The 23,936-nt window shown below is 59.1% G+C and carries 26 protein-coding genes; 5 read left to right on the top strand and 21 right to left on the bottom strand.

All coding sequences use genetic code 11. The annotated features are described in order from the left end of the window. Positions 1 to 64: 64 nt before the first annotated feature. From ybgF to JFT44_RS09890, 15 genes are all read right to left on the bottom strand, one after another. Positions 65 to 880, bottom strand: coding sequence for a tol-pal system protein YbgF (gene ybgF, locus JFT44_RS09960; protein WP_057960522.1), 816 nt, complete (start codon positions 878 to 880; stop codon positions 65 to 67). Between the two features lie 6 nt (positions 881 to 886). Then, positions 887 to 1,387: a peptidoglycan-associated lipoprotein Pal gene (gene pal, locus JFT44_RS09955; protein ID WP_029300299.1), complete on the bottom strand. Its 501-nt coding sequence runs from the start codon at positions 1,385 to 1,387 to the stop codon at positions 887 to 889. Positions 1,388 to 1,442: 55 nt separating this feature from the next. Next, positions 1,443 to 2,723 (bottom strand): Tol-Pal system beta propeller repeat protein TolB, encoded by a 1,281-nt coding sequence (gene tolB, locus JFT44_RS09950; RefSeq protein WP_154220440.1) that lies wholly within the window; start codon positions 2,721 to 2,723, stop codon positions 1,443 to 1,445. Between the two features lie 17 nt (positions 2,724 to 2,740). Continuing rightward, on the bottom strand, positions 2,741 to 3,814 hold the full coding sequence (tolA, locus tag JFT44_RS09945; RefSeq protein ID WP_029300302.1) for a cell envelope integrity protein TolA: 1,074 nt from the start codon (positions 3,812 to 3,814) through the stop codon (positions 2,741 to 2,743). Next, positions 3,814 to 4,266, bottom strand: coding sequence for a protein TolR (tolR, locus tag JFT44_RS09940; protein WP_162473200.1), 453 nt, complete (start codon positions 4,264 to 4,266; stop codon positions 3,814 to 3,816). Before tolR ends, tolA begins: the two co-directional genes overlap by 1 nt. Positions 4,267 to 4,289: 23 nt before the next feature. Beyond that, positions 4,290 to 4,985: a protein TolQ gene (tolQ, locus tag JFT44_RS09935; protein WP_029300305.1), complete on the bottom strand. Its 696-nt coding sequence runs from the start codon at positions 4,983 to 4,985 to the stop codon at positions 4,290 to 4,292. 1 nt (position 4,986) lies between these two features. Further along, entirely contained in the window at positions 4,987 to 5,442 is a 456-nt protein-coding gene (gene ybgC, locus JFT44_RS09930) for a tol-pal system-associated acyl-CoA thioesterase (protein ID WP_057441374.1), read from the bottom strand. Positions 5,443 to 5,580: 138 nt separating this feature from the next. Continuing rightward, positions 5,581 to 6,639, bottom strand: a complete 1,059-nt coding sequence (ruvB, locus tag JFT44_RS09925) for a Holliday junction branch migration DNA helicase RuvB (protein WP_029300308.1) — start codon at positions 6,637 to 6,639, stop codon at positions 5,581 to 5,583. Then, the gene (gene ruvA, locus JFT44_RS09920) at positions 6,640 to 7,251 is read right to left on the bottom strand and encodes a Holliday junction branch migration protein RuvA (RefSeq protein WP_003193868.1); all 612 of its coding nucleotides are present in this window, start codon (positions 7,249 to 7,251) and stop codon (positions 6,640 to 6,642) included. 63 nt (positions 7,252 to 7,314) lie between these two features. Next, a complete protein-coding gene (gene ruvC, locus JFT44_RS09915) occupies positions 7,315 to 7,839 on the bottom strand; it encodes a crossover junction endodeoxyribonuclease RuvC (protein WP_024077147.1) in 525 nt (174 codons plus the stop codon). A 158-nt stretch (positions 7,840 to 7,997) separates the two neighbouring features. After that, complete coding sequence (locus tag JFT44_RS09910; protein ID WP_038442836.1) at positions 7,998 to 8,744, bottom strand: YebC/PmpR family DNA-binding transcriptional regulator; 747 nt, start codon at positions 8,742 to 8,744, stop codon at positions 7,998 to 8,000. Positions 8,745 to 8,879: 135 nt separating this feature from the next. Continuing rightward, positions 8,880 to 10,655 (bottom strand): aspartate--tRNA ligase, encoded by a 1,776-nt coding sequence (gene aspS, locus JFT44_RS09905; protein WP_057960524.1) that lies wholly within the window; start codon positions 10,653 to 10,655, stop codon positions 8,880 to 8,882. A gap of 110 nt (positions 10,656 to 10,765) precedes the next feature. After that, a complete protein-coding gene (locus JFT44_RS09900) occupies positions 10,766 to 10,987 on the bottom strand; it encodes an FmdB family zinc ribbon protein (protein ID WP_057441377.1) in 222 nt (73 codons plus the stop codon). Between the two features lie 162 nt (positions 10,988 to 11,149). Next, positions 11,150 to 11,500 (bottom strand): ribbon-helix-helix domain-containing protein, encoded by a 351-nt coding sequence (locus JFT44_RS09895; RefSeq protein WP_057441379.1) that lies wholly within the window; start codon positions 11,498 to 11,500, stop codon positions 11,150 to 11,152. A 192-nt stretch (positions 11,501 to 11,692) separates the two neighbouring features. After that, positions 11,693 to 12,166 (bottom strand): Dps family protein, encoded by a 474-nt coding sequence (locus JFT44_RS09890; RefSeq protein ID WP_029300319.1) that lies wholly within the window; start codon positions 12,164 to 12,166, stop codon positions 11,693 to 11,695. Between the two features lie 407 nt (positions 12,167 to 12,573). On the opposite strand from JFT44_RS09890, the gene JFT44_RS28870 reads away from it, so the two are divergent. Beyond that, the gene (locus tag JFT44_RS28870) at positions 12,574 to 13,176 is read left to right on the top strand and encodes a cold-shock protein (RefSeq protein WP_057441381.1); all 603 of its coding nucleotides are present in this window, start codon (positions 12,574 to 12,576) and stop codon (positions 13,174 to 13,176) included. An 82-nt stretch (positions 13,177 to 13,258) separates the two neighbouring features. Here JFT44_RS28870 and JFT44_RS09880 read toward each other — a convergent pair whose 3' ends face one another. Together JFT44_RS09880 and JFT44_RS09875 are read right to left on the bottom strand one after the other, a co-directional pair. Further along, positions 13,259 to 13,465 carry a SlyX family protein gene (locus JFT44_RS09880; protein ID WP_029300323.1) on the bottom strand — a complete coding sequence of 69 codons (207 nt, stop codon included), beginning with the start codon at positions 13,463 to 13,465 and terminating at the stop codon, positions 13,259 to 13,261. A 3-nt stretch (positions 13,466 to 13,468) separates the two neighbouring features. Next, entirely contained in the window at positions 13,469 to 13,894 is a 426-nt protein-coding gene (locus JFT44_RS09875) for an HIT domain-containing protein (RefSeq protein ID WP_057960525.1), read from the bottom strand. 716 nt (positions 13,895 to 14,610) lie between these two features. On the opposite strand from JFT44_RS09875, the gene JFT44_RS09870 reads away from it, so the two are divergent. Continuing rightward, positions 14,611 to 15,906, top strand: a complete 1,296-nt coding sequence (locus JFT44_RS09870) for an OprD family porin (protein ID WP_198830604.1) — start codon at positions 14,611 to 14,613, stop codon at positions 15,904 to 15,906. Positions 15,907 to 16,081: 175 nt separating this feature from the next. On the opposite strand, the gene JFT44_RS09865 is transcribed toward JFT44_RS09870, so the two are convergent. Together JFT44_RS09865 and JFT44_RS09860 are read right to left on the bottom strand one after the other, a co-directional pair. Next, positions 16,082 to 16,924, bottom strand: coding sequence for a mechanosensitive ion channel family protein (locus JFT44_RS09865; protein ID WP_057960529.1), 843 nt, complete (start codon positions 16,922 to 16,924; stop codon positions 16,082 to 16,084). Between the two features lie 127 nt (positions 16,925 to 17,051). Next, complete coding sequence (locus JFT44_RS09860) at positions 17,052 to 17,537, bottom strand: YajQ family cyclic di-GMP-binding protein (protein WP_057440144.1); 486 nt, start codon at positions 17,535 to 17,537, stop codon at positions 17,052 to 17,054. A 137-nt stretch (positions 17,538 to 17,674) separates the two neighbouring features. On the opposite strand from JFT44_RS09860, the gene JFT44_RS09855 reads away from it, so the two are divergent. From JFT44_RS09855 to JFT44_RS09845, 3 genes are read left to right on the top strand one after another with little or no spacing between them, the layout of a single operon-like run. Continuing rightward, the gene (locus JFT44_RS09855) at positions 17,675 to 18,592 is read left to right on the top strand and encodes a putative 2-dehydropantoate 2-reductase (RefSeq protein ID WP_057960530.1); all 918 of its coding nucleotides are present in this window, start codon (positions 17,675 to 17,677) and stop codon (positions 18,590 to 18,592) included. Positions 18,593 to 18,638: 46 nt separating this feature from the next. Further along, positions 18,639 to 20,675 carry a HAMP domain-containing sensor histidine kinase gene (locus tag JFT44_RS09850; protein WP_120734014.1) on the top strand — a complete coding sequence of 679 codons (2,037 nt, stop codon included), beginning with the start codon at positions 18,639 to 18,641 and terminating at the stop codon, positions 20,673 to 20,675. 2 nt (positions 20,676 to 20,677) lie between these two features. Next, positions 20,678 to 21,256 (top strand): cob(I)yrinic acid a,c-diamide adenosyltransferase, encoded by a 579-nt coding sequence (locus tag JFT44_RS09845; RefSeq protein ID WP_120734016.1) that lies wholly within the window; start codon positions 20,678 to 20,680, stop codon positions 21,254 to 21,256. Between the two features lie 366 nt (positions 21,257 to 21,622). Here the strand turns inward: JFT44_RS09845 and JFT44_RS09840 are convergent, their stop codons facing one another. After that, positions 21,623 to 22,567 (bottom strand): Nudix family hydrolase, encoded by a 945-nt coding sequence (locus JFT44_RS09840; protein WP_120734018.1) that lies wholly within the window; start codon positions 22,565 to 22,567, stop codon positions 21,623 to 21,625. Between the two features lie 58 nt (positions 22,568 to 22,625). Next, positions 22,626 to 23,843: a bifunctional glutamate N-acetyltransferase/amino-acid acetyltransferase ArgJ gene (gene argJ / locus JFT44_RS09835; RefSeq protein ID WP_057440140.1), complete on the bottom strand. Its 1,218-nt coding sequence runs from the start codon at positions 23,841 to 23,843 to the stop codon at positions 22,626 to 22,628. Positions 23,844 to 23,936 lie beyond the last annotated feature (93 nt).

The raw sequence follows: 23,936 nt of genomic DNA, 5'->3' as shown, positions 1-23,936 counted from the left end.
GGCGTGGATTCTAACGAAAAAACCCGCGACAGGCGCGGGTTTCTTCCAAGCGGGACAGCACTGCTTACAAACGCTGCAAATCGCGCTGAGCCAACTGGGCAGCAGAGGTCCCAGGATATTGGGCCACTACTTGCTGCAGAATGCCTTTGACCTTGTCGGTATGACCCAGGCGGCGCTCTACGTCAGCCAGTTTGTACAACGAATCAGGCACCTTGGCATGCTTGGGGTAAAGCTGGCTGACCTTGGCAAACGCCTGGCCTGCACCTTGCAAATCACCCTTGGCCAGGTTGACCTCACCCAACCAGTACTGGGCGTTGCCCGCGTACTGGCTGTTTGGATAACGTCCCAGGAAAGCGGTGAACGCTTTGCTGGCCCTGTCGAAATCCTTGGCTTTGATCAGGTCGAAGGCTGCATCGTAATACAGCTTTTCCTTGGCCGGATCAGCCGGTTCACTGCTGGCCGCTGGGGCCTGGGCGGCTGCACCACCGGCGGCGCTTGCAGCGCCACCGGCAGAAGAATTCTCAGGAGTCGCGGCAGGTGTAACGCCGGTTCCTATACGCCGATCAAGATCCTGGTATCGCTCCAGGCCTTCTTGCTTCAGGCGGTTCACTTCATTTTGCAGAACCTCAATCGCACCTTGTTGCTGTGCCAATTGATCCTGCATGCGTTGCAGCTGGTTGAACAGCTCGCCCTGTGCCGAGGGAGCGGCAGTAACCGCTCCCCCTGCATAGGCGCCGTTCGTGCCATAACCTGCTGGTGGATAACTACTCCCACTATTGTTATAGCCAGAGTTGCTATCTTCCACGGGAACCGCAGCCCACACCGCAAGCGGTGCGAGGCTGAGAGCCAATACGGTTACTACACGACGGCACGTTCGCATGACGAATTACTTACGCAGTTCGACGCGACGGTTTTGAGCCCAGGATTGCTCGTCGTTGCCGGTAGCAACTGGACGCTCTTCACCGTAGGAAACCAGTTCCAGCTGAGCTGGGGAAACACCTTGCAGTACCAGGTAGCGCTGAACGGCTTTCGCACGACGCTCGCCCAGTGCCATGTTGTACTCACGAGTACCACGTTCGTCGGTGTTGCCTTCCAGAACAACGCGAGCGCCGTTACCTTTCAGGTCTTTCGCGTGAACGTCCAGAGCGCGCATGGCTTCTGGCTTCAGGTCCGAACTGTCGTATTCGAAGTAGAAAGTGGTGATTGCGCGCAGAGCAGCTTCTTCGCTCAGGGAGCCGTCAACTGCACCAGTGTTAGCGCCGTAACCAGCGTTTGGATCAACAGCTGCGCCTTCACCGGCATTGTCGCCGCCTTTAGACGAGCAACCAACGGCTACGGACAGAGCCAGAGCCAGAGCAGCAAACTTACCAAACTTCAGCATTTCCATCGTGAAACTCCTAATGAACCCCAGTGTGTTAAGTACTTCTTTTTGTAGCGCCGCGTCAGTTCAGGTAAGGGGACCAGGATGGTTCTCTGACTTCGCCTTGTGCGGTAGGAAGCGGGAGCCTTACGCGTCCATTAATGGACACGAGCATCAAGACTCCCCGGCCCTGCTGGCGGGTGGCGTAGATTACCATGGTGCCGTTGGGCGCAACAGTAGGCGACTCATCAAGAGTGCTATCTGTGAGGATTTTTACGCTTCCGCGCTGCAAATCCTGGGCCGCCACCTTGAAATTAGTGAAACCATCCTGGCGATGGATCATTACCAGGGTCTTTTCATCAGCCGAAAGCTTCGGATTGGCGTTGTAGTTACCGATAAAGGTCACACGCTCCGCACCGCCACCGCCAACACTGCTCTTATAGATCTGCGGTTTGCCGCCACGGTCTGAAGTGAAGTAGATGGTCGAACCATCCTTGCCCCAGAACGGTTCGGTGTTGATGCCAGGACCGGAAGTGACGCGGGTGATCTGGCGCGAACCGAGGTTCATCACGTAGATATCCGGGTTACCGTCCTTGGACAGCACGAATGCCAGGCGATTGCCATCCGGCGACCAGGCTGGCGCGCCGTTCAGGCCCTCGAAGTTGGTGATCTGCTCACGGCGACCGGTATCAATGTGCTGAACGAAGATGCGCGGACGCTTCTGTTCAAACGACACGTAGGCGATACGCTTGCCATCCGGGGCAAAACGCGGCGACAGGATTGGCTCGCGCGATTGCAACAGAGTCACTGCACGGGCACCGTCGTAGTCCGAACGTTGCAGGGTGTAGCGGGTGTTGTTCACCGAGAAACGCTCAGCCGTCACGTACAGGATGCGGGTGGAGAACGCACCTTTGATACCGACCAGTTTCTCGAACGATTGGTCGGCGATGTAGTGCGCCATGTCCCGCAGTTGGTCGACGCTGCCCGATACGCTACCGGTCAGCACTTGCTGCTCGGTGGCCACGTTGAACAGGGCGTATTGCACCTGCAAGCGACCGCCTGCTGGAACGATGCTACCGACCATCAGGTACTGGGCGCCCAGGGCTTTCCAGTCACGGTAGATCACTTCGCTGCCTTGGGTCGGCTGGCTGATCATGTTCTGTTTCGGAATTGGCGCGTAGTAACCCGAGTTGCGCAGGTCATTACCAATGATTTCCGCCATATCGTCCGGCAGCACGCTGCCGCCCTGCCAGCCAAACGGTACAACCGCAATCGGAGTGGCCCGATCGCTACCGCTGGTTACCAGGATGTTCTTTTCATCCGCCGCCGCTATCCCTGCCATGCAGCAAATAACGACAAGCATTCCTCGAAGAAGGTTTCTCACAAGGCTAGATCCTCAGGTGTGAATGTCATCTTGAATGAACGATAGGGAGCGAAGTCGCTTGGTTTCATTCCCTGCATCTCGGTCAGCCGGCCAATATTCTTGACCGCTGCAACCGCCGAACTGTCGAACGAACCATCGCCACTGGACTTGGCCACGCTGACCGAAGTCACCGTACCGTCCGGCAACATGCCGATCTGCAGCACGACTGTCATGCCTTTGCGTGCCGAAGGTGGACGTGTCCAGCCTTCCGCTGCGCGCGCGCGAATCAGATCGTCGAAACTGCCTGCGACTTCATCACCACGTTCATCGGCCAAGGCCTGTTGACGTTGCGGCGTGTCGGAAAGCAAATCTGCCAGGGCCTGGGCCTTTTTATCTTCGGCGGATTTGCGCGCTGCTTCCTGGGCCTTTTTCTTGGAGGCGTCGGCGGCAGCTTTCTTCTTCGCGTCGTCGGCGATTTTCTTCTTCGCCTCGTCTGCTTCAGCTTTTTTCTTGGCGTCTTCGGCGGCTTTCTTCTTCGCGTCTTCGACTATCTTCTTCTTGGCTTCTTCAGCGGCCTTTTTCTTGGCCTCTTCTTCAGCCGCTTTCTTGGCTTCTTCTTCAGATTTCTTCTTGGCTATATCAGCCAATTGTTTCTCTTCGGCTTTTTTGGCTTCGGCAGCTTTCTCGGCTTTCTTGGCTTCATCAGCCTTTTTCGCCTCGTCGGCCTTCTTCGCTTCGTCAGCCTTTTTCGATTCCTCGGCCTTTTGAGCCGCCTCGTCTTTCTTTTGTTCCGCAGCAGCCTTCACCGCTTCCTGCTCGACCTTCTTCTGTTCCATCTGTTCGACTTCAGTCTGGCGCGCAGCCGACTTCTGGGCCTCACCCGCAATCTTCTGATTGGTCTGGGTGGTGGCCTGACTTTTCGATTTCAGCTGATACAGGGTCGCCTGCACGATCGGCTTGGCTGGCGGCAGCTCCGGGGTCATGGCAAAGCTGACAAACAGCATGCCAAACACCAGAACGTGCAGGGCTATTGCCCAGACGCTAGGCCAGAAGAAGCTTTCCGAGGCGGACGGCTCTCGCTGTTGCTGCATCAGGGCGCCTCGGTAATCAAGCCAACATTACCGACCCCGGCTTTCTGCAGCCCGCCCATGGCGCCCATGACGGAGCCATAGTCGACCGACTTGTCACCGCGGATGAACACCTGGGTGTGCTTGCCGCCTTCGTTGCCGGCGCGGATGATTTTGGTCACGGCGTCGGTCATTTGCGGCAAGGTCATGGCCTTGTCCTGCTGCTTCTGGGTATCGACTTCGCTGCCAAGGTTCCAGTAATAGGTCTTGTCAGCCTTGATCGAAATGGTCAGGACCTGGGTGTTGTTGTCCTGCGGCAAGGCTTCGCTGGAAACCTTGGGCAGATCAACTTTCACCCCCTGATTGAGCATCGGCGCGGTCACCATGAAGATCACCAGCAGCACCAGCATCACGTCGATGTAAGGCACTACGTTCATCTCGGCGACCGGCTTGCGCTTTTTGCGAGCTCGAGCGATTAAAGCCATTGGGAATTACCTGCTTATTCTTCGCTGGTGTGCACTTTACGGTGCAGGATCGCCTGGAATTCATCGGCGAAGGTGTAGTAACGGCCAATCAGGGTTTCGCTGGTGGCGGCGAAACGGTTGTAGGCGATTACTGCGGGGATTGCAGCGAACAGGCCGATGGCAGTGGCGATCAGCGCTTCGGCGATACCCGGGGCCACGGTGGCCAGGGTCGCTTGCTGGGCCGTTGCCAGGCCACGGAAGGAGTTCATGATGCCCCATACGGTACCGAACAGGCCGATATACGGGCTGACCGAACCGACGGTGGCCAGAAATGGCAGACTCTGCTCGAGTTTTTCTTCCTCACGGGAGATCGCTACGCGCATCGCACGGGCCACGCCTTCCATGACGGCTTCCGGGTCAACGCCGGACTGCTGGCGCAGGCGGGAGAATTCCTTGAAGCCGGCGCGGAAGATCTGCTCGACGCCCGAATCCGGGTCCGGGTTGCTGCCCGCCTGGCGATACAGCTTGGACAGGTCGATACCCGACCAGAAGCGCTCTTCGAAGCTCTCCAGGGCACGTCGACCGGCACGCAGCAGGTTGCTGCGCTGAAAAATCATGACCCATGAGGTAACCGATGCGGCTACCAGGGTCAGCATGACCAGTTGAACCACGACACTGGCATTGCTGACCAGGCTCCACATGGAGGAATGGTCGACGACGGTAGGTTCCACGCTAAATCTCCTGCTTTGATTGTTGACCCGCGCCGCTCACGTTGGCAAAGGCCGCACGTAGAGTTTCGGGAATGGCCCTGGGTTTCAAACTGTTGGTGCGCACACACGCCACCAGGAACTGCCCCTCACAGAGCAGCGTTGCATCCGTTGCCCGCCTGACCTGCTGTTTAAAGCGCAGGCTGACACGGTTCAATTCGATTACTTCCGCGCTGACCAGCAATTCATCGTCCAGTCGCGCCGGCGCGTAGTAACGGGCCTCGCTGGAATGCACGACAAATAACAGGTCCTCCCCTGCCAGCTGGGATTGGGCAAAGCCCAGCTCCCGTAGCCGCTCGGTTCGAGCCCGCTCCATGAACTTTAGATAATTGACGTAATACACGATGCCGCCCGCATCGGTGTCCTCGTAATAAACGCGACAGCGATGTGCGAACGACTGATCCCCGTTTTGCGCGCGCATACTCTAGTGCTTACTCCTCAGGTTGCCAATCCGGCCAGGCAACTGTTTTTCATTCTCTGCAGCATTTCTAACGAAAGAATGACGACGCCAGCCACTAGGACAGCACAAACGTCGAATAAATCGACCCGCCATACCTTTTTAATCGTCCACTGCATCGAGGAATTCGTCTACCACAGGCATCTCCCCCAATCGTGACGGAATGTTTAACCCAAAGTGCAAATACGCATGGCGCGTGACCACGCGGCCCCTCGGCGTGCGCATGATGTAACCCTGTTGAATCAGGTACGGCTCCAGCACATCTTCGATGGTATGGCGCTCCTCACTGATCGCCGCCGCCAGGCTGTCCACGCCCACTGGCCCGCCATCGAACTTCTCGATCATGGTCAACAGCAGGCGCCGGTCCTGGTGGTCAAAGCCATGTTCATCGACATCCAGCAGGTTCAGCGCCAGGTCGGCCACGGCCTTGGTGATATGCCCCTTGGCCCGCACTTCGGCAAAATCGCGCACCCGCCGCAGTAAGCGGTTGGCGATCCGCGGCGTGCCACGCGCCCGACGGGCAATCTCGAAGGCACCCTCAGGGTCCAGCGGCAAGCCGAGAATCCCAGCCGAACGACTGACAATCGTCGCCAGATCGGCAGTGCTATAAAACTCTAGACGTTGAACAATGCCGAAACGGTCTCGCAACGGGTTGGTCAGCATGCCGGCACGGGTGGTGGCGCCGACCAGAGTGAAGGGTGGCAGGTCGAGCTTGATCGAGCGCGCCGCCGGCCCTTCGCCAATCATGATATCCAGCTGGAAATCTTCCATGGCCGGGTACAGCACTTCTTCGACGATGGGCGACAGCCGGTGGATTTCGTCGATGAACAGCACATCATGGGGTTCAAGGTTGGTCAGCAACGCAGCCAGGTCACCGGGGCGCTCCAGCACCGGACCGGAGGTGCTCTTGATCGACACCCCCATTTCCTGGGCGATGATATTGGCCAGGGTGGTCTTGCCCAGCCCCGGCGGACCGAAGATCAACGTATGGTCCAGGGACTCGGCACGCCCGCGCGCCGCCTGGATGAACAGCTCCATCTGCTCACGCACAGTGGGCTGGCCGATGTAGTCGGCAAGGCTCAGGGGGCGGATGGCCCGGTCCTGGACCTCTTCACGGTCGCGAGGGCCGGTGGCCGCAATCAGACGATCAGCTTCAATCACTTAAATCATTCCCTTCAGGGCTCGGCGGATCATGTCTTCAGCGCTCAGGTTCTTGTCCTTGATGGCCGACACTGCCTTGCTGGCCTCCTGCGGCTTGTAGCCCAGGGAGATCAGCGCATTGACGGCATCGCTTTCGGCACTGGCGACCTGGGCCGCCGGCATATCCGGCTGGTTCGGCACCAGGGCAAACATGCTTGGCACCACTTCCCAGGCTTTGAAGCGGTCCTTGAGCTCCACCAACAGGCGCTCAGCGGTTTTCTTACCGACCCCCGGCACCTTGGTCAGCGCCGAGGTGTCCTGGGCCGAAACGGCACGTACCAGTTCGTCCACTTCCAGGCTCGACATCAAGGCCAGGGCCAGTTTCGGGCCCACACCATTGAGGCGGATCAGCTCACGGAAGAAGTCACGGTCACGCTTGCCGATGAAACCATAGAGTAGTTGCGCGTCTTCGCGCACCACCAGATGGGTGTGCAAGGTTATCGGCTCACCGACCGACGGTAGGCGGTACAGGGTGGTCATGGGCACTTCCAGCTCATACCCCAGCCCGTTTACATCCAGAATCAGGTGCGGCGGCTGTTTCTCAGCCAGGGTGCCGCGCAAGCGTCCAATCACGGTTCAGATCCTTAAAGCTTGAGGTCAGATCGAGGCCCGACCATAACGATTGCGCTGATGCTATCAGAGACGCAGGCGCCCGCCACGACTGCGTGCCGTGCCAAGGCCATGGGGCAGCAGGCTGGAACGGGTATGGGCATGGCAAATGGCAATGGCCAGGGCGTCAGAGGCGTCGATCTGTGGCTTGGAGGTGAGTTTGAGCATATGCATGACCATCATCTGCACCTGCTCTTTATTCGCCGCGCCGGTACCGACCACCGCCTGCTTGACCTGGGTCGCGGTGTATTCGGCGATTTCCATGCCCTCCTCCGCCCCGGCAACAATCGCAGCGCCCCGGGCCTGGCCCAGTTTCAAGGCCGAGTCGGCATTTTTGGCCATGAACACCTTTTCAATGCCCATGGTCACCGGCCCGTAGGTCTGGATCACTTCACGCACGCCGCGATAGACGATCTGCAAACGCTCGGCCAACTCGCCGGCGCCGGTGCGGATACAACCCGACGCCACGTAGACGCAGCCACGCGGGGTGTGCTGCACCACGCCAAAGCCGGTGATGCGTGAACCGGGGTCGATACCTAGGATTAAAGTCATAACGCCTGCAGGTTGGGTAAACACATTTTTTGATACAGCGAAGATCCAATGTGGGAGCGGGCTTGCTCGCGGAAGCGGTGTTTCAGTCAACGCATGGACTGACTGACAGACCGCTTTCGCGAGCAAACCCGCTCCCACATTTTGGTCTACACCAGCCTTCAGACTAGCTGTGCGGCCACGTCTTCTGGAATGTCGGCGTTGGAGTAGACGTTCTGCACATCATCCAGGTCTTCAAGCATATCCAGCATCTTGAGCACCTTCTGCGCGCCGTCCAGGTCCAGTTCGGCACTGGTGGTCGGCAGCATGACGATTTCCGCGTCGGTGCCCTTGAAACCAGCGGCTTCCAGGGCGTTACGCACCGCGTAGAAGCCGGCAAACGAGGTAAACACGTCGATGGAGCCGTCTTCGTTGGTCACCACGTCGTCGGCATCCGCCTCCATCGCGGCTTCCATCAGCGCATCTTCATCCGTACCCGGCGCAAAGGTAATCTGCCCCTTGCGCTCGAACAGATAGGCCACCGAGCCATCCGTGCCGAGGTTACCGCCACACTTGCTGAACGCATGGCGCACGGCTGCCGCAGTACGGTTGCGGTTGTCGGTCATGCACTCGACCATCACCGCGACGCCGCCCGGGCCGTAGCCTTCGTAGGTCAGCTCGACCATGTCGTCGGTATCCGCCGCACCGGCGCCACGGGCCACGGCACGGTCGATGATGTCGCGACTCATGTTGGCGCCCAGGGCCTTGTCCAGCGCCAGGCGCAGGCGCGGGTTGGAGCCCGGATCACCGCCACCCTGGCGGGCAGCAACCGTCAGTTCACGAATCCACTTGGTGAAGATCTTGCCTTTTTTGGCATCCTGACGCTCTTTGCGGTGCTTGATGTTCGCCCACTTGGAATGGCCAGCCATAACACAACTCCGAAATTCTCTAGAAACCTTTCAATCCCGCCCCAGGCGAGATTTCCCTCTTTTAAACGCAAAGGCGCATCCGAAGATGCGCCTTTTTGACTGCGTACAACGTTATCGCGCTTTCACGCCGCAGCCTTACTCAGCCTTCGGCGCCTCGCGCAGACGGATGTGCAGCTCGCGCAGTGCCTTGGCATCCACCACACCTGGAGCCTGGGTCATGACGTCCGCAGCACTCTGGGTTTTCGGGAAGGCAATCACTTCACGGATCGACTGGGCACCGGTCATCAGCATCACCAGGCGGTCAAGGCCGAAGGCCAGGCCACCGTGGGGTGGAGCACCGTATTTCAGGGCATCGAGCAGGAAGCCGAACTTCTCCTCCTGTTCCGCTTCGTTGATGCCCAGCAGGCGGAACACCGACTGTTGCATCTCCTTGCGGTGGATACGGATCGAACCGCCGCCCAACTCAGTACCGTTGAGCACCATGTCGTAGGCACGGGACAACGCGCCGGCCGGGTTGGCTTCCAGCTCCTGTGGCGTGCACTTGGGTGCGGTGAACGGGTGGTGCAGGGCGCTGAAGCTGCCGTCGTCGTTTTCTTCGAACATCGGGAAGTCGACAACCCACATCGGGGCCCACTTGCAGGTCAGCAGGTCGAGGTCGTGACCCAGCTTGATCCGCAGCGCGCCCAGGGCTTCGCTGACGATCTTGGCCTTGTCGGCACCGAAGAACACGATATCGCCATCGACTGCGCCAACGCGATCGAGGATCACATTGAGCTTGTCTTCCGGGATGTTCTTGACGATTGGCGACTGCAGGCCTTCAACACCCTTGGCGCGCTCGTTGACCTTGATGTACGCCAGGCCCTTGGCACCGTAGATACCCACGAACTTGGTGTAGTCGTCGATCTGCTTGCGCGGCATGCTCGCGCCGCCTGGCACACGCAGTGCGGCGATGCGGCATTTCGGGTCGTTGGCCGGGCCGCTGAACACCTTGAAGTCGACTTCCTTGAGCTGGTCGGCAACGTCAACCAGTTCCAGCGGGTTACGCAGGTCTGGCTTGTCGGAACCGTAGCGGCGCATGGCCTCTTCGAAGGTCATGTGCGGGAACTCGCCGAATTCCAGACCCAGCACTTCCTTGAACAGGTTGCGGATCATTTCTTCGGTCAGGCCCATGATCTCTTTTTCATCGAGGAAACTGGTCTCGATGTCGATCTGGGTGAATTCCGGCTGGCGGTCGGCGCGCAGGTCTTCGTCGCGGAAGCACTTGGCGATCTGGTAGTAACGGTCGAAGCCGGCGACCATCAGCAGTTGCTTGAACAACTGTGGCGATTGCGGCAAGGCGAAGAAGCTACCGGCGTGGGTACGGCTTGGCACCAGGTAGTCACGTGCGCCTTCTGGCGTAGCGCGGGTCAGGATCGGCGTCTCGACGTCGAGGAAGCCGTTCTCGTCCAGGAAGCGACGGATGCTGGTGGTCATGCGCGAACGCAGGCGCAGCTTCTCGGCCATTTCCGGGCGACGCAGGTCGAGGAAGCGATAACGCAGGCGGGTTTCTTCGCCAACGTCAGAGAACTCGTTGAGTGGGAACGGCGGGGTTTCCGACTCGTTCAGCACTTCCAGCTCGTAGCCCAGGACTTCGATCATGCCCGACGCCATGTTGGCGTTGGTGGCACCGGCCGGACGCAGGCGGACCTTGCCGGTGATTTTCACGACGTACTCGCTGCGCACGCGGTCGGCGGCGGCGAAGCTCTCGGCGCGATCCGGGTCGAATACCACCTGGGCCAGACCATCACGATCACGGATATCGAGGAAAATCACCCCGCCATGGTCGCGGCGACGGTGAACCCATCCGCAAAGGGTGATTTCCTGACCTTCCAGGGTCTCGTTCAGTTGGCCGCAATAGTGGCTGCGCATCATGGTAGTGGTTTCACTTCTCGTAATTCGAAATTCGGTGGAGTTCCTGCTCGGACACCGCACCTTTTAAGTCAGGCCACGGATAATGCAGGAGCTCGCGCGTAGAGTTCAACTCAGTCTGCTTTGTCGCCGCCCGCCAGATTCTTCTTGGCGCCGGTCTTGAAGTCGGTCTCGTACCAGCCGCTACCGCTCAGGCGAAAACCCGGCATGGACAGCATCTTTTTCAGCTCTGGCGCCTGGCAAGCAGGGCAATCGACCAACGGCGCGTCGCTGATCTTCTGAATGGCTTCCAACTGGTGACCACAGGAAGCGCATTGGTAATCGTACATGGGCATGGGATGTCTCGGCGATCACGTCATTGCTGCGCTGCGCCCGGGTAGAGCCGGTTGCGCAGCAAAGGGCGAGATTATATCCGTTAAATCGAGGCTGTGCAGCCGTGGCAACGTGCAACGCACTATATAGAAACACCCCTGCGGCTCCGGTCTCGGCTAACCCGGCTATATAAGGCCCGCCTGATTGACGGCTGAAGCCTGCCCTTTCAACGCATGAACCACACACACGACCCGGACCAGACCGCTGAAATTCTTCACCCCGCCATAACGCAAGTGCACCTCGCGATCCACGTAGGACAGCAACGCACTGACCGAACAGGTATTGATCCTGGCGATTTCGCCAAGAATATTCCAATACACTTCTTCAAGCCGCAGGCATGTTGAAAAACCATTCAACCGGACAGAGCGCGACAGTGGCCGTGCCAATGCCATATCGAACCCTTTGACGAAAGGGTCGATCTTTATCTTGTAGACGCCGGAAGTTTCCAGCACACCTTTACCCGTACTACGCGACATACACCTGACACTCCCTTGCCAAACGGCTCTTGAACAAACGGCTGTTATTGGCCGTTGAGCCTATAAAACATCAAGCAGGCAAGTGCAGCCAGAAGACGGAGAGTTGTTGTGCGTAGGACAAGCCAACGCAGGTATCAGGAAGCAATCAGCTGAAGCCAGTGGCGCCTGCCAGGCACCACTGGCCTGCGGTGCTTATTTGCCTTCGAGCAGCGAACGCAGCATCCAGGCGGTCTTTTCGTGGATCTGCATACGCTGGGTCAGCAAGTCCGCAGTCGGCTCATCGCTGACTTTATCAAGTAACGGGAAGATCCCACGTGCGGTGCGGGTAACAGCTTCCTGCCCATCGACAAGTTGCTTGATCATGTTTTCAGCACTGGGCACGCCTTCTTCTTCCTTGATCGAAGACAGACGGGCATAGATAGAGTAGGCACCCGGCGCAGGAAAGCCCAGGGCACGAATACGTTCGGCAATGGAGTCAACCGCCAGCGCCAGTTCGTTATATTGCTCTTCAAACATCAAGTGCAATGTACGAAACTGTGGCCCCGTGACGTTCCAATGAAAGTTATGGGTTTTCAGATAAAGTACATAGGTATCTGAAAGCAGCCGTGAAAGTCCGTCAACAATGGATTTACGATCTTCTTCGCTGATACCGATATCGATTGCCATGTCTATTCCCTTCAATTGATGAAAATTCATTGATCAGGTGCTTACCCACTCTAGCAAGAGTCCTCGCCTTGCGCAGCCCTACTGCCGCAGGTGGCCTGCGGCAAATCGCCCCTTTGCATCGCGCTCGACCACGGGCGGCAAGGCCTGGCACGGTTAAAAACACCCACACCTGTCTAGGACAAGGGTTTGCCGCACAAATGCGATGATCTTTGCAACGCCCTGAAACGCTTGATTTGAGAAGGCACAGGCTTTGCTGTTAAATAGGCTGCGTGTCGCCGCCGCTATTTCCTGCGGCAAGCGGCATAGGCTGAATAATCGCGCACGTGCCCAACGCCTCCCATTGTTCAGAAGCGAACCGTGCCAGTCAGCTCTTCCTTCGTGATCCGTCTTAACGTGAGTTAATCAAAATGTTGAAAATCGTCCACCTGCTAACGGGCGCTGCAGCTTTGCTGCTGTCCTTTATCCCGAGCCTGCAACCAGAAAGCCTGCCGTACCTGCAACAACACGACGCGCTGTACCTGGCTCTGTTCGGCCTTCTCAACCTGACGCTGGCGCCAGTGATTCCCTACTGGAACAAAGGCACACGCCATCAACTGCAAAACCTGGTCAGCGCCCTGCTGGTGCTGGCTGTCGTGGTACAAACCCTCACCCTCCTGGCCCCTATGCCTGAAGTCGGCGGCCATCCAGCCATCCTGCTCAGCCTGGCCATTGCGGTGGTCGCGATCGTTCTTCACCTGGCCATCAGCTTCTACCGTTCGTCTGCCCCGGCCAGCTCGCAAAACTACGACATGACCAACCGGGATACCGGGACCGTCAAGTGGTTCAACACCTCTAAAGGCTTCGGCTTTATTTCCCGGGACTCGGGCGACGATATCTTCGTCCACTTCCGGGCCATCCGCGGCGAAGGCCATCGCGTCCTGGTGGAAGGCCAGCGCGTGGAGTTCTCCGTGATGAACCGCGACAAAGGCCTGCAAGCTGAAGACGTGATCGCCGCCCTGCCGCGTCGCTGAACCCAGAGCACGCCCCAAAAAAAACCGCGATGCAGCTGACACTGCATCGCGGTTTTTTATCGCCGGGACTTTTCCCGAGCCCTCAATAATGAGGCGGTGGCGCTTCTTCCTCGGAAGACTCGAACTGCCCGCCCATTTCTTCCTGACGCTTGAGCAAGGCCGCCATCTGCAATTGCAGACGCTCTACCGCCCGCTGCTGGGCGACCAGGATGTCATTCAATGTCTCGATGGTGTCGTCCTGGAAAGCCAGGCGGCTCTCAAGGTCCATCACGCGGTCTTGCAGGTCCATGGTTCAGTCCTGGGCAAAAATGAATTCGGGCGGCAGCAGCTCCCGCAGGCGGGTACGAATCAGCGCCACCTGATCGTCGCTATAAGGCACTGCCGGATGCTTGCCCCAGACCGGTGCAGGCCAAGCCGCATCGTCGCGTTTGCGCACAATCACGTGCACATGTAACTGGTTGACCACGTTACCCAGCGCACCGATGTTCATTTTATCGGCGCCGAACCCGTCATTGAGCAACTGTGCCAACGTGGTGGTTTCGCGCCACAACCGGGACTGGTCGCCAGCGTCGAGCTGGAACACTTCGCTGATGCCGGCAATGCGCGGCACCAGGATAAGCCAGAGGTAGTTAGAGTCATTGGACAGCAGCAGCCGGCACAGGGGGAATTCCCCGATGGGCAAGGTGTCGTTTTGCAGACGTGGATCCAAGGCGAACACCGCAGTCACTCCGTTCGGCTAGTCAGTTTCAGGCGCCCAGCATACCTGCGAATGGCGACTGCTTCACGGGGCAATCCGCGCGACACCTGCGGCAATCGGCAGATGCACCAAAATGAGTCTTTTATGCCCTACATCGGGCAGGGCTTATCCGCCGATTACCCACCCCACAGGGTGGACCGGTAACATTTCTGACAGAAACGTATTATTGCGCGTTCGAAATCCCGCACAACTGGCGCCACGAATTCCAAAAAAAACCACGCAAAAGCCCCGTTTCCAGGCGCTTTTCACAGATCCAACACATTTTTCACGAAAAAATGACATCCGCCCGGCAGTTTGAGCACGCTTGTTGCATTCACTCCCATATCGTCGACAACGGCACTTGCCAGGAAGGCAGTGTTTCACGATAAAAACAACAGTGAGTCAATACACCTACAGGAAGTTTTAAAACTTTGAACAGGGTACTTTGCACCCCTGCTCAGGGTATTAAAGACAGTATTGAAGTTGTCAGTCTGGTGACAAACAGACTGTAGATTTGCGACATGGATCTAGCAATTTACGACAGCCTCGTAAAGAAGCTGAAAGGACAGATGTGCAAGTATCGCCAATTATTGCCAGCGTGCTATAAGTTTGCGTTGTCACAAAAAAGAAAGAGCCGCCCAGACAAAAATACAGGTGGGACGGCAGTACTCTTCCTAAAACCAAAGGAGCAAATCACGATGCGCGTGATGAAGTGGAGCATGATCGCCCTCGCTGTCTCAGCAGGCACCTCACAGTTCGCAATGGCGTCCGCCCAAGATGATGCCAAAGGTTTTGTCGAAGACAGCACCTTCAGCATCAACACCCGTGCCCTGTACTTCAGCCGGGATAACCGCAACAACACGTCGGGTACAAGCTACACCCGGGAAAGCGGCCTGGGCTTCAACGGTTTGTACCAGTCGGGTTTCACCCAGGGCACCATCGGTGTGGGTGTTGACGTAATCGGCCTGCTGGGCGTGAAACTGGACAGCGGCAGAGGCCGGAATGGCACTGGTTTGTTCCCGGAAGGCTCGGATGGCCGCTCAGAGGATGAGTACTCCAAGGGCGGCGGCGCTATCAAGTTCCGTCTCTCCAATACCGTGCTGAAAGTCGGCGACCAGTACACCACTGCGCCGGTCTTCGCGTCCGACGACAGTCGCTTGCTGCCGGAGCTGCCGCAAGGTATCTCGATCGTCAGCAACGAGATCAAAGACCTCAAGCTTGAAGCCGGTCACTTCACTTCCAGCGTTGCCCAGGCGCAAACCTACAGGGACAGTATCATCGACTTCCCTGAAACCTCCCGGGGCATCAAGCAAGCCAATTTCGTGGGTGGTACCTACGGTTGGACGCCTGAGTTCACCACCAGCCTCTACTACTCGAAAGTCGAAGACTACTGGCGCAAATACTACGCCAACGTCAACTGGACCCATGCCCTGAGCGACGACCAGTCGGTGGCTGTAGACTTCAACATCTACGACACCAAGAGCGACGGTGCCGGCCTGCAACGCGCTTTCAAAGACGACGTGACCAAACTCGACAACCGTGCGTTCAGCTTGCAGGGTGCCTACACCATCGGTGCACACACCTTCACCCTGGCTGCCCAGAAGGTTACCGGTGACGGCGACTACGGCTACGGCATTGACGGTGGCGGCACAGTGTTCCTGGCCAACTCCGTCGCCCGTTCCGACTTCAACGCCGAAGGCGAGAAATCCTTCAAGGCCCGTTACGACCTCGACATGGCCACCTTCGGTGTACCTGGCCTGAGCTTCCTGGCTTCGTACGTCACCGGTAGCGGCGCCAACACCGCCCTGACCTCGAACGGCAAAGAGTGGGAACGCGACCTCGAAGCCAAATACGTGATCCAGAGCGGCCCGGCCAAAGACCTGAGCCTGCGTATTCGCCAAGCGACTTATCGCTCGTCTGATGGCGTTTACTACGGTTCTTCGTCGATCGACGAACTGCGTCTGATCGCGCAATACCCGCTGAACATCTTGTAATCGAAGATGCCCAGGGGCTTCGGCCCCTCATTAAAAAGCCGCTCACTGTTAATCAGTGAGCGGCTTTTTATTGCACTAATATTTCTACTGCTTAAATAACTAGCAAGCTAGCTATCTAGTTTGTTACTGCGATTAAACCTGACCATTCAGCCAAGTTCGATCCCTGCTCCCGTTATTACTTGGCAGGTGCTTCCTGCATCATGCGAATAACGCGCTGCGGGAATGGGATATCTATCCCTACAGCTTTCAAACGATCCCGCGCCAGTTCATTAAACATGAACATCACATCCCAATAATCTGCAGTCTTGGTCCATACGCGCAGGGAAACAGTGATCGAACTGTCGCCCAGGGTCGAAATCACGGCAACCGGCTCCGGGTCCGCCAGAACCCGTGGGTCCTTGGCCAGTTCCAGCAGCACTTCACGGGCCTTTTGCAGGTCGGCTTCGTAGTCGACACCTACGTCAAACACCACCTTGCGGGTCGGTTGGCGGTTGGTGTTGGTGATGATGCCGTTGGACAAGATGCCGTTAGGCACGATGACCGTCTTGTTGTCGCCGGTGCGGATCACCGTGTGGAAGATCTGGATGCTATCGACGGTACCCGCTGTGCCCTGGGCTTCGATCCAGTCACCGATGCGGAACGGGCGGAACAGCAGGATCAGCACGCCACCGGCAAAGTTAGCCAGGCTGCCTTGCAACGCCAGGCCAATAGCCAGGGTCGCGGCACCGATCGCGGCGACGAACGAGGTGGTTTCGACACCGATCATCGAGGCGACGCTGACGATCAGCATCACTTTGAGCACGATGTTCGCCAGGCTGGTCACAAAGCCCTGCAGCGCCAGGTCGGCATTGCGCAGGGCCAGCAGGCGCCCTACCTTGTGGGTCAACTTGTTGATCAACCACCAGCCAATGGCCAGGGTCAGCACCGCCAGCAATACCCGGCTGCCGTACTCCATGATCATCGGGACCCAGGCTTGGGAAGCCTTGATCAATTGATCCACTTCAGCATTCAAGTCCATCTAGATTCTCCTGTTTAGCACTGCATATAAAGGTCGCCACAGCAATTGAGCCCCGTAGGGCTCAATCGTTTCTGCAGGTTCTGTGGCGTGGGACGTCGAAATCCCTCACGGGTTCCCGAGAACCGGGTCAGTCGCGGAAGTTGTTGAACTGCAGCGGCATATCAAAGGTCTTGGCGCGCAGGGCGGCAATCGCATCCTGCAAATCGTCACGCTTCTTGCCGGTGATACGCACCTGCTCGCCCTGGATCGCGGCCTGGACCTTGAGCTTGGCGTCCTTGACGTGAGCGACGATTTTCTTCGCCAGCTCCTTGTCGATACCTTCCTTGAGCACGGCTTCCTGCTTCATCAACTTGCCCGAAGCGTAGGCATCCTTGACTTCGAGGCACTGCACATCAATCTTGCGCTTGACCAGGGCCAGCTTGAGGATCTCGATCATCGCTTCCAGCTGGAAATCGGCTTCAGCGGTCAGGTTGACCGTCAGTTCTTTTTCCTTGAACTCAAAGCTGCCTTTGCCTTTCAAGTCATAACGACGGTCCAGCTCCTTGACGGCGTTCTCGACGGCGTTGGTGACTTCGTGCTTGTCCAGTTCAGATACCACGTCGAACGACGGCATGTAGTTTCTCCAATAAAAAAGGGGCGCGGCTCAGTAAAGATGGAGCGCGCCTGGCTTGCGGGTAAAATGCCGGGGCATTATAACGACTCTTTACCCTGAGCTGCTTGGCTCACCCAGCGGCTTACGGAGCAAAATTGATGTCCACCACCTGGCATGTCCTCGGCGCAGGCAGTCTCGGCACATTATGGGCCACACGCCTGGCCCGCGCGGGCCTGCCCGTCACGCTGATCCTGCGCGATCAGGCGCGCCTGACCCGCTATCAGGCATCTCCCGGGCTGACCCTGGTCGAACAAGGGCATGCCCAGACTTATCCGGTGGTTGCACAAACATCCGACAGCCCCGAGCCAATTGATCGCCTGCTGGTCGCGTGTAAAGCCTACGATGCTCCTGGCGCTGTCGCACAGCTGGCACGACGCCTGACACCCAATGCCGAGGTAATCCTGCTGCAGAACGGCTTGGGCAGCCAGGATGCGGTTGCCGCCCTATTGCCCCAGGCACGCTGTATCTTCGCCTCCAGCACCGAGGGTGCGTTTCGGCAAAGTGATGGCAGCGTGGTATTTGCCGGCCACGGCTTCACCTGGCTCGGTGACGCCAGCCATCCCACGGCGCCGCTGTGGCTGGACGACCTGCACGCTGCCGGCATTCCCCACCAGTGGAGCACCGACATCCTCACGCGGCTCTGGCGAAAACTGGCACTCAACTGTGCGATCAATCCACTGACGGTGCTCTATCAATGCCGCAATGGCGGATTGCAGGCGCATCACTGCGAGGTGGCGACCTTGTGTGCCGAGCTCGGCGAGCTGCTGACGTGCTGCGGCCAGCCCGCGGCGGCCGAGAATCTGCAGGCCGAAGTGGAGCGGGTGATCCAGGCGACAGCGGCCAACTTCTCGTCGATGTACCAGGATGTGGCCAACGGGCGGCGCACCGAGATCAGCTATCTGCTCGGCCATGCCTGCCAGGCGGCCTTGCGCCATCGTTTGAGCCTGCCGCATCTGCAACAACTGCAGGTACGCCTGGCCGCCTACCTGGACGCACACGGATTGCCCAGCGACTGAGGCACGCGCTACCCTGCCAACTGGATCCTTGCCTGCGAACCACCTGATGCCACTGCGCCAGCGTCTCGAAAACCTCCCCGTCGGGCAGAAACTGCTGGCGGCCCTGCTGGTACTGCTGACCACCGTGCTGCTGGTGGCCAACCTGACCTTTATCAGCGCCGCCTATTGGATCTCCCAGGAAAGCATGGCCCCGCAAGCCTTGCAGGCAATTGGCCGGCTGGTTTCCAACCCCGCCCTCGCCGCGCAAGCCCTGGACTCTCCCGCCAACGCCGATGCCTTGCTCAACGAGCTGACCAGCTATTCGCCACTGCGGGCGGCGGCCCTGTATGACGGCGAAGGTAGTCGCCTGGCGCAACTGCAACACGGTGATCGCCTGCAACTGCCGGCGCACTATCGCGACATCGAGGCGTGGCGGGTTACCGAGTTTCGCAGCAATCAAGTCATCACCCTGCCCCGCCCCGGCCTGCCCTCAGGGCATCTGCTGCTGGTGGCCAGCAGCGAACTGCCAGTCGCCTTCTACACCGGCACCCTGACCGCCAGCCTCGGCATCCTGATTTTCAGCATCCTGCTGTGGATGGTGATCGCCCGGCAGATCAAACGCCTGATTACCCGGCCCATCCACGAGTTGGAAGAGTTGTCGCGCCAGGTCACCCGCGAGGAGAACTACGCCCTGCGAGCCGGTCGCGGCAACCATGACGAAATTGGCAGCCTGGCCGAAGCGTTCAATACCATGCTGTCGCGTATCGAAGCCCGGGAACAGCAACTCAAGCGCGCGCGGGACGACTCCCAGGCCGCCTACGACCAGGCCCAGGGTCTGGCCGAGGAAACCCGGCATACCAACCGCAAGCTGGAACTGGAAGTGCAGGTTCGCAGCAAGATCGAGAAAAAACTCACCGGCTTTCAGAACTATCTCAACAGCATCATCGACTCCATGCCCTCCGCCCTGATTGCCCTGGACGAGCAGCTCTACGTCACCCAATGGAACCAGGAAGCCAGCGCCCTGTCCGGCACGCGCCTGGATGAAGCCCTGAACCAGCCGATCTTCCTCGCCTTCGAACCGCTCAAGCCCTATCTGCCCCAGCTCAAGGCCACGGTGGAGCAGCACACGGTGGAGCGCATCGAGCGCGTTACCTGGATCAAGGACGACGAACCCAAGCACTATGCCCTGACCTTTTACCCGCTGATGGGTGGCGCCGGGCGCGGGGTGGTGATCCGTATCGACGACATCACCCAGCGCCTGTCCCTGGAAGAAATGATGGTGCAATCGGAGAAAATGCTGTCAGTCGGAGGGCTCGCCGCAGGCATGGCCCACGAAATCAACAACCCGTTGGGGGCAATCCTGCACAACGTGCAGAACATTCGGCGACGCCTGTCGGCGGACCTGCCGAAAAACCAGGAGCATGCCGAGCAGGTGGGCGTGGAACTGGAAACGGTCAACCGCTACCTGCAAAGCCGCGAAGTGCCGCAGTTGCTCGACGGCATCCAGCAAGCCGGGGCCCGTGCAGCGAAAATCGTCACCCATATGCTCAGTTTCAGCCGCCGCAGCAACCGGCAGATGGCGCCTTGCGACCTGCCGGCCCTGATTGACCAGGCCGTGGAAATTGCCGGTAACGACTTCGACCTGACCATCGGCTTCGACTTCAAGGGCCAGGCGATCATCCGCCAGTTCGACCCTTTGCTGGGCCCCGTGCCGGGCACCGCCAACGAATTGGAGCAGGTCCTGCTCAACCTGCTGAAAAACGCCGCCCAGGCCATCCACCTGCGCGAAGACGACAGCGAGCCGGGGCGCATCATCCTGCGCACCCGGCTCAACCCACCCTGGGCCGAGATCCAGGTGGAAGACAATGGCATCGGCATGAGTGAGAACGTGCGCAAACGCACGTTCGAACCGTTCTTCACCACCAAGGAAATCGGCCAGGGCACGGGGCTGGGCCTGTCGGTCTCGTACTTCATCATCACCAACAACCACAAGGGCCAGATGGAGGTTCACTCCACCCTGGGCCAGGGCACCTGTTTCACCTTGCGCCTGCCACTGGCCGGTAGCCAGCTTGCCCACCACGAACTGACTCAACTGGAGCACTGACCATGGGCTTTCGCCTGTCGAAAATTTACACCCGTACCGGCGACAAGGGCGAAACCGGCCTGGGTGACGGCCGCCGCGTGCCCAAGGATCACCCCCGGGTGGAGGCGATCGGTGAAGTGGACAGCCTCAACAGCCAACTGGGCCTGCTGTTGGCTGGCCTTGAGGAGCAAAGCGGCCAGCATCCCGCGCTGAAGGATGTGATCGAGGTACTGACACCCTGCCAGCATCGATTGTTTGACCTGGGTGGCGAGTTGGCAATGCCGGTCTACAAGGCGCTCAATGCGGGCGAGGTGGACCGCCTGGAAGCCGCGATTGATCGCTGGAATGAAGAAGTCGGGCCTTTGGAGAACTTCATCCTGCCCGGCGGTTCGGCGCTGATTGCCCAGGCCCACGTGTGCCGCAGCCTGGCCCGTAGCGCCGAGCGGCGCTGCCAGCAACTGAATGCGCTGGAGCCGTTGGAAGGGGCGGGGTTGGCATATATCAATCGGCTATCGGATTTGCTGTTTGTGGCAGCAAGGGTGATTGCCCGGAGGCAAGGGATTGCGGAGATTTTGTGGCAGGCGGCGGCTAAGCCGCACTGAGACTCTGCGGGGTTTTGTATTGTTTGGCAGGGCCTCATCGCGGGCAAGCCCGCTCCCACATTTTGATTTGTGAATACATTCAAATGTGGGGATTTTGTGGCAGGCCGCTAAGCCGCACTGAAATTCTGCGGGTTTTGTATTGTTTGACTGGGCCTCATCGCGGGCAAGCCCGCTCCCACATTTTGATTTGTGAATACATTCAAATGTGGGGATTTTGTGGCAGGCGGCTAGGCCGCACTGAGATTCTGCGGGTTTTGTATTGTTTGGCGGGGCCTCATCGCGGGCAAGCCCGCTCCCACATTTTGATTTGTGAATACATTCAAATGTGGGAGCTGGCTTGCCTGCGATGGGGCCAGCAATGACAACTCACACCTCAGGCCAGAACGCCCGAATCCCCGCCACACCCTGCGCCCCGCTCTCCCAGGCCTTCTCCCGCTCGTCAGGCCCAACCCCGCCCAACAGAAACACCGGCTTGCTGAAGCCCTTGATCAACTGCGCCGCCTCTTCCCAACCCAGAGGCTGCGCATCAGGGTGAGTCTGGGTCGGCTGCACCGGCGACAGAGTGACAAAATCCACGTCCATCAGTTCGGCCAATGCCAGTTCCTCGGCATTGTGGCAAGACGCCGCCAACCAGCGGTCCTTGGGCAACGGTCGGCCCTTGCTCGCGTATTTGCGCAGTTGCGCCGAGGTCATGTGCCAGCCAGCAGCCGGGAAATCACCGAGCCATTCAAACGGCCCCTTGAGCATCAATTGCGCCTTGCCGGCACACAGGCCTACGGCGTCCACCGCCAGGTCGCGGTATTTGGGGTCGTAGCCATTGGGCGCACGCAACTGGATCAGTTTGATGCCACCGGCAACGGCTTTCTGGATACCGCGCAACAGCACCGGGGTTTCCAGTTCGCCTGGGGTGATCAGGTAGTCGGCGGGCAAACGGGCAGCAGCCACGATGGGCGCATTGGCCGCGGGAAACTCGTAGTTCTGCAAGTCCCGTGGCGCCACCCATTCAAGGGGCTGCCCTTCCGCGCCGTGGGGCTCGCCGGTAAACGCCGAGACCTCCCAGACATCCAGCAACACCTGCTTGTCCGGGTAATCATGCTGTACCTGGATCAACGGCCGGGCCGTGGTGACCTGGATACCCAATTCTTCCTGCAGCTCTCGCCCCAGTGCGGTGAGCACCGACTCATCGGCCTCCACCTTGCCACCGGGAAACTCCCAGAGGCCGCCCTGGTGCTGGGTATCTGCACGACGGGCCAACAGAATCCGGCCATCGGTACCGCGAATGACTGCGGCTGCTACATGAACTCGTTTCACGGTTTTACGTCCTCTAAGCCGGCGCCTGCCGGGGCATTGCCAATGCCCCGGGCAGGTATCAAGTACGGTATTCGGCGTTGATCTTCACGTACTCGTGGGACAGGTCGGTGGTCCAGATGGTTTCGCTGCACTCACCGCGCCCCAACTCGATACGGATGGTGATTTCTTCCTGCTGCATCACCGCCGAGCCCTGGGCTTCGGTGTAGGTCTCGGCACGGGCACCACGGCTGGCGATGCACACATCGCCGAGGAACACGTCGATCTTGCTCACATCCAGGTTCGGTACGCCGGCACGGCCAACCGCCGCGAGGATCCGGCCCCAGTTCGGGTCGGACGCAAACAGCGCGGTCTTGATCAATGGCGAGTGGGCCACGGTGTAACCCACATCCAGGCACTCCTGGTGATTACCGCCGCCGTTGACTTCAACGGTAACGAACTTGGTCGCGCCTTCGCCGTCACGCACGATGGCCTGGGCCACTTCCATGCACACTTCAAACACCGCCTGCTTCAACGCCGCGAACAGCGGGCCGTTGGACGAGGTGATTTCCGGCAGATCGGCCTTGCCGGTGGCAATCAACATGCAGCAGTCGTTGGTCGAGGTATCGCCGTCGATGGTGATGCGGTTGAACGACTTGTTGGCGCCATCAAGCATCAGGTTTTGCAGCACGTCACGGGAGACTTTGGCGTCGGTGGCGATGTAGCCGAGCATGGTCGCCATGTTCGGGCGGATCATGCCCGCGCCTTTGCTGATACCTGTCACGGTGACGGTCACGCCGTCATGCACAAACTGGCGGCTGGCGCCCTTGGGCAAGGTGTCAGTGGTCATGATCCCGGTGGCCGCGGCCGCCCAGTTATCCACCGACAGGTCGTCCAGCGCGGCTTGCAGGGCGTTTTCGATTTTTTCCACGGGCAATGGCTCACCGATCACCCCGGTGGAGTACGGCAGCACTTGGCTGGCGTCCACGCCGGTCAACTCCGCCAGCTTGGCGCAGGTGCGCGCGGCAGCGGCCAGGCCTGGTTCGCCGGTGCCGGCGTTGGCATTGCCGGTGTTGGTCAGCAGGTAACGTACCGGGCCTTCGACGCGTTGCTTGGCGAGAATCACCGGCGCGGCGCAAAACGCGTTCAGGGTGAAAACACCGGCGATGGTCGAGCCTTCGGCACAGCGCATCACCACCACGTCTTTGCGCCCAGGGCGTTTGATGCCGGCCGAAGCGATACCGAGTTCAAAACCGGCAACCGGGTGCAACGTGGGCAAAGGACCAAGACCAACAGCCATGAATGCGCTCCTTAACGATGTCTACACCGTCGTCGTCGACGGTGATTAAATGGCAAAACGCCGCGACGGCTGATGCCGGTCGCGGCGCAGGGT

This window comes from Pseudomonas sp. MF5691 (assembly GCF_016405645.1).
In the GTDB taxonomy this organism is placed as follows: domain Bacteria; phylum Pseudomonadota; class Gammaproteobacteria; order Pseudomonadales; family Pseudomonadaceae; genus Aquipseudomonas; species Aquipseudomonas shahriarae.
This window is presented reverse-complemented; position numbering and strand designations above follow the sequence as displayed.